This window comes from Rhizobium sp. YJ-22 (assembly GCF_029601685.1).
Taxonomy (GTDB): Bacteria; Pseudomonadota; Alphaproteobacteria; order Rhizobiales; family Rhizobiaceae; genus Metarhizobium.
This window is the reverse complement of the sequence record NZ_JARRIR010000040.1, coordinates 1-4,681: the sequence shown is the minus strand read 5'-3', so window position 1 is coordinate 4,681 and position 4,681 is coordinate 1. Positions and strand designations below refer to the sequence as shown.

The following is a 4,681-nucleotide window of genomic DNA, read 5'->3' as shown; positions in this document are numbered from 1 at the left end:
GAGGGAAGCGCAGGCATCGGCGAAATGGCATCGTTCGAGGAAACCGCTGCCGACCTCGGATCGGGCGATGCGCTCGTCGAGACGGGCGAGTGCGGTTCCAGCCTCGGAGATAGGCTTGAGCAGGCTCTGGATGGGAAGTTTCGCGAGATCGTAAGGCATTGAAATCATGGTAAATGATTTGCTAAAGGAACTCTAGCTATAAGTTAAAGTTCCTCACCGGATACGCTTGTTAGTACGATTGTCTACCATCGATAAGTAACCCATATCGTATTGAACAAAGCTCTTTGACAACGAGCTATTCTGGACATGAAAGCCCCGATTTCCAGGCGTTTCAGGCGATCTGGAGGCCGGAGAAATCGCGCTAGAGACGTTTACAAACGATCCATTATCTGTGCGTTCTTTATCTGAACAAACGCGGCGGAATCGAGGAAAAATCTATGGCAAAATCTGCGAAGAAAATCGCCCCTGCTTTGCCCCGTCGGCTTATCGGCTATGCACGCGTTTCTACCGACGACCAGATCCACGATGCGCAGATCGACGAACTCCGGGCCGCCGGCTGTGACCGTATTCACCAGGAGCATGGTTCTGGCGCGTCTCGTGCCCGGCCGGTTCTCGCCAGGGTGCTGAAGGAGCTGTCTGCCGGCGACGTCCTGGTCGTCGTGCGGCTGGACCGGCTGGCACGTTCGGTCAGTCATCTGCTCGATGTTATCGAGAACCTCGAGGAACGAGGCGTCCATTTCCGATCGCTGCGCGATCCGATCGACACTTCGACGCCACAGGGCATGTTCTCACTCCAGGTACTTGGTGCTGTTGCCCAGCTCGAGCGAGCACTGATTGCCGAGCGCACGAAGTCGGGGATGAGGGCGGCCAAGGCACGTGGTCGCCTAGCAGGCAATCCAGGTCTTCGCGAGCGGCGACCAGAAGCGATCCGTGCTGCCGCAGCCGCCAAGAACCGGGTCTACCTCGACGAACTAATTACGTCTGCCCAAACCTGGCTTCCGACGGTAAAGCAGCTTCGGCCGCAGCATAGCTGGGACAACGTTGTGCGGATCCTCAATCGGAAGGGCCACGACTGGACTGTCGAGCGCCTGCGCCGCGCCGTCCATCGCTTGGTGAGAGAGAAGCTCGCGGACTCCGAATTGTTGGCCCGCTCTCCCCGCAGACCAGTAGACGATCGCCATATGAAGCTCGTGGCGGCGATCGCGATCGCAGATCCCTCTTTGACGCTGCGGGATATCGCAGGTCAGTTGGATCAGATGGGAGAGCGTCCGGTTCGCGGCGGCCGGAAATGGCAGCCCTCATCCGTCAAGGCTCTTATGGATGAGGCGTTTCGGTTTGGGCTTCTGAGGAACTGAGCAGCTCGCGTGCTAACCGCGAGATCGCTTTTGAGCGGTTCCGCGGCGCCAGCGTCGAGAGCTTGTTCCACCGCGGATCTTTGATCGCCGTGATAGCCAGTCGTAGATAGTCGGCGTCTGATCGACGTGGCGGTTGCTTTTCCCGCCGTTCCGCCTTTGGACACTCGGGTGGGATCCGATCGGGATCGTTCCTGCCCCCAAATCTCGTGAACGCCCAGATCAGCCATTGGTCAGGAGGACCGAGATCGGATCGCGCATTGCCAATGTCCAGCATCTGCGCGATCGTCAGAAGAGTGGAACACCGCCAAGTCACGGACAAAGCGGTCATTGGCGCATCTTCGGTCACTGGTATGGAAGTTCGACCGAAAGGGCACTCTACACCGAACAAGTCGATTTCAGGCCGCAGGGTGTTCGGAGAGGCAGTCCAAAGAAAGCGGATCGCTTCTTTGAGCTTAGCGAGTGTCGTTTGCCCCCTCCCCTCCTCGGCGTCATTGATCGCCTTCATCGTTGCGATCAGCAATTCGGCATGGCGTCGCTCGGAAGGCGCCGGCGGTGCGCGGGAAACGGCAGCCAAACAGCCGGAGCAGATTAGTTCGGCCAAGCCATCCCGATATTCAAATCGGAAACTGCGACCTGCGAAGCATGCTGGGCAAAAATAACGCAAACGCAGTCGGTGGATGGTGCACGCGACTGTCTCGGCGCGCGACCAAGTTCGGCGGAGATACTGATCACGATCATTTCGCCGATCGTCCTCAAGGCAAGCCGGGCAGATGCCGCACGATTGGGAACGAAGCACGTAGCCTAGGGGTGCAGCATGGCGGCAGAGTGCAAGCTTTTCGACGATGTCGCTGCGGACTCTGCAGGCACGGGCCCATCGTCGTAGATTTTCCAAGGCAGGATTGAAATCGCGGTCCTCGGACACTGAGCCGTCGAGGTGCAGCCAGGTATCGATGTCATCAGTCCCCAGAGAATAGCGAGCTGCGACCCTGCCCTGCCAGGACGAGATCAGCTCATCCTCAAAGGGCCGCGGTGCCAGAGGGAGGAGCTGAATGGGCTTCACCGCGCAATCCGTCTTTGCAGCTGCCGCTCGGAATACCGTGTCATCGAGATCAGCGGCAAAACTAACTCACCGGCATTGAAGCTCTCGAGCGTGATGCGTTCACTGCCGCTTCGGATCGCCTCGACTGCGGCGGTCTCGATCAGACGGAAGATCCGGACGGTCACGCCATCGGTCAGCTCAAGTACACGTTGACGGACCGCGGCCGTCCCGATGTCAGATGGCTCACGGAGCGGCAAAATGCCGGCCAGGCTCGATAGAAGTTGGGCCAGATATTTGTCGTTGGACCAACGTTTCAGGTGTAAGGCCTCGAACCGTTCGGCAAGTTGCTGGTCGGTGAGTAGGGCCTGCCGGGCGAGATCGGTCCCCGCGCAGATCAGCGGCACCTTTAGATCGTTTGCCAGAAACCGGATGACAATGAGGAATATCCGCTGCTGTCGGAAAGTGCCGGTCAGGACAGCATGGATCTCGTCGATGATCAACATGCGTACGCCCATGTCCCTCATCAGGCTCCGGCAGACAGCTTTCAAGCGCCAGGCCGCTTCGTATTGCGGCCCTGGCGCTCCAAGCGCGCTCAGCAACTCACCGTAGACATCGCGCTCGACAGGTTCGGCCGGCATCTGCATGGCAACGACAGGCATGGTCGTAATGCCAGTGCCGCGGTCGAACCGAGGCGGGTGATCCCGCAGGAACTTCCGAATGATCTTTGTCTTACCGATCCCGGTATCGCCGTAAAGGAGAAGGCATGGCATCCGATCACGCGCAGGATAGGACAGAAGATCCTCCAGCCGCCTCATCACCGAGGTTGCCTGCGACGTCTCGAACCATCGATCAGCTCGCAGCCAGGCAATCCGTTCGTCAGTGTCGAGAGCGGCGTACTGGCGATAAGCGGGCTGCAGGTGCTCATAGGCGGTCATGACCATTCCTCCACGGACAATGGCGGCAGATCGTCGAAGACTTCCGGGGTCGGCTCGTACTCGGGGAGCGTGATGCGATCGCGCCCTGCCGACAATGCCCGCTCATTCCGCTCGGCAGTCCGGCGAACGGTTCGGGTTTTCTCCACGGCGTCCGCCAGAAGGCGGCGCTGCTCGGCGATCGTCGAAAAGATGAGATCTTCGTTGACGGCCTGGACGCCCCTCGCCCGCAACGCAGCCATAGCCAGGCGGTGCTCGCCCAGCGTGATGCGAGGGCGCCGAAGATCGGCGAAATGCACAGTCTCGACGAAGTTTTCTGCCCCTTCGACCTGAACACGCGATAGGTCACGGGGATCATATCTAACGCGCACCCTTTGGCCTCTGCCAGCCCATGGGCTCAAAACGTCGTCCCAATACCGAAGCCCAAACAGATGGATGCCGTCTCTGCGGACGAACCGTTCTTCAAACGGCAGGAAGTCCTTCAGAAATTGCTCTGGATCGTGGGGAAGCCTTAGCGGATACGGTCGATCCACGAGGCTGTCATCCCAGGCCAACCTCAGCAGACAGACGGCGGCTACCTTTCTCCTGTCCCGGGATCGCGTCGAGGAGCGAGCTGGCGACCGGCGCGGCGCGATAGAGTGCGATAAGTTCGTACAGACGCGTTCGCTTCAGACCGAGATCCCGACAAACGCCTGCCAAACGACCGGCTGAAATCCGCGTGGCCGAAGCGAGCGGACGGATAAGCGCCTCGCGGGCGATCGCTTTTGTCCAGGCGGCCTCAGTTGCCGCCATCTTGTCGGGTTTCTTTGTCATCGAAGATCTCCTCGTCCCGTCACGGTTCGAGTGAAATTCAGCGCCGATTACCTCAGACGCAACGATGACGCCCGACTGTTACAGATCCAAGACAGTACCCGCGAACCTTCATCCTGAGATCGGTGCAGGACGATATGCGCGCTGCATCGCAACGATCAGCCCGAACGTGACGATCGCGAGCGCCCCAAGCATTACGCCGACCGTGAGCGATAGAAAAATGCCGATGTGTGCCATCGCGAATGCCATGACTAGGGTGCCAGAGCCAAAAGAACCAGCTCGGAGGCCATCCTCCTCCCCTGCAGCTTGCCAGAGCCGTCACTGCCGAACAGATTGAGAGGCAGCGCGTCGGCAACGATGATCAGCAGACCGTTGCCAGCCGGGAGTCGGTGCGAAGGTCCATAGGCCAAGGCCGGACAGCAGCGAAAACGCCGTGACCATCGACGCAAAGCCGAGGCGGCGTTGTTTGGCGTCACGACACGAAAGTGTTGAATCTGTCCGACTTTTGAGAACGTATGGTGATCACGCTGCGAGGATGGATGTTT

General features: G+C 59.4%; 6 protein-coding genes and 2 pseudogenes. 1 reads left to right on the top strand and 7 read right to left on the bottom strand.

The window, feature by feature from the left end:
• A pseudogene (locus tag P7F60_RS30490) lies at window positions 1-168 on the bottom strand (hypothetical protein); the annotation flags it as partial.
• A gap of 269 nt (window positions 169-437) precedes the next feature.
• Here P7F60_RS30490 and P7F60_RS30485 point away from each other — a divergent pair.
• On the top strand, window positions 438-1,355 hold the full coding sequence (locus tag P7F60_RS30485) for a recombinase family protein (protein WP_277921207.1): 918 nt from the start codon (window positions 438-440) through the stop codon (window positions 1,353-1,355).
• Here the strand turns inward: P7F60_RS30485 and P7F60_RS30480 are convergent.
• From P7F60_RS30480 to P7F60_RS30455, 6 genes and pseudogenes are all read right to left on the bottom strand, one after another.
• On the bottom strand, window positions 1,315-2,415 hold the full coding sequence (locus P7F60_RS30480) for a TniQ family protein (RefSeq protein WP_277921206.1): 1,101 nt from the start codon (window positions 2,413-2,415) through the stop codon (window positions 1,315-1,317). The two genes, P7F60_RS30485 and P7F60_RS30480, sit on opposite strands and share 41 nt — an antisense overlap.
• Window positions 2,412-3,329 (bottom strand): TniB family NTP-binding protein, encoded by a 918-nt coding sequence (locus P7F60_RS30475; RefSeq protein ID WP_277921205.1) that lies wholly within the window; start codon window positions 3,327-3,329, stop codon window positions 2,412-2,414. Before P7F60_RS30475 ends, P7F60_RS30480 begins: the two co-directional genes overlap by 4 nt.
• Window positions 3,326-3,859 (bottom strand): Mu transposase C-terminal domain-containing protein, encoded by a 534-nt coding sequence (locus P7F60_RS30470; RefSeq protein WP_277921204.1) that lies wholly within the window; start codon window positions 3,857-3,859, stop codon window positions 3,326-3,328. Before P7F60_RS30470 ends, P7F60_RS30475 begins: the two co-directional genes overlap by 4 nt.
• A 7-nt stretch (window positions 3,860-3,866) precedes the next feature.
• Window positions 3,867-4,139: a hypothetical protein gene (locus tag P7F60_RS30465; protein ID WP_277921203.1), complete on the bottom strand. Its 273-nt coding sequence runs from the start codon at window positions 4,137-4,139 to the stop codon at window positions 3,867-3,869.
• A gap of 108 nt (window positions 4,140-4,247) precedes the next feature.
• The gene (locus P7F60_RS30460; protein ID WP_277921202.1) at window positions 4,248-4,385 is read right to left on the bottom strand and encodes a hypothetical protein; all 138 of its coding nucleotides are present in this window, start codon (window positions 4,383-4,385) and stop codon (window positions 4,248-4,250) included.
• A 2-nt stretch (window positions 4,386-4,387) separates the two neighbouring features.
• Window positions 4,388-4,681 (bottom strand): annotated as a pseudogene (locus P7F60_RS30455) (hypothetical protein); the annotation flags it as partial.

What these genes read in the sequence shown, in the direction of transcription:
- P7F60_RS30460 (WP_277921202.1), bottom strand. Translation starts at nt 4,385, where the DNA reads ATGGCATTCGCGATGGCACACATCGGCATTTTTCTATCGCTCACGGTC.
- P7F60_RS30485 (WP_277921207.1), top strand. Translation starts at nt 438, where the DNA reads ATGGCAAAATCTGCGAAGAAAATCGCCCCTGCTTTGCCCCGTCGGCTT.
- P7F60_RS30475 (WP_277921205.1), bottom strand. Translation starts at nt 3,329, where the DNA reads ATGACCGCCTATGAGCACCTGCAGCCCGCTTATCGCCAGTACGCCGCT.
- P7F60_RS30465 (WP_277921203.1), bottom strand. Translation starts at nt 4,139, where the DNA reads ATGACAAAGAAACCCGACAAGATGGCGGCAACTGAGGCCGCCTGGACA.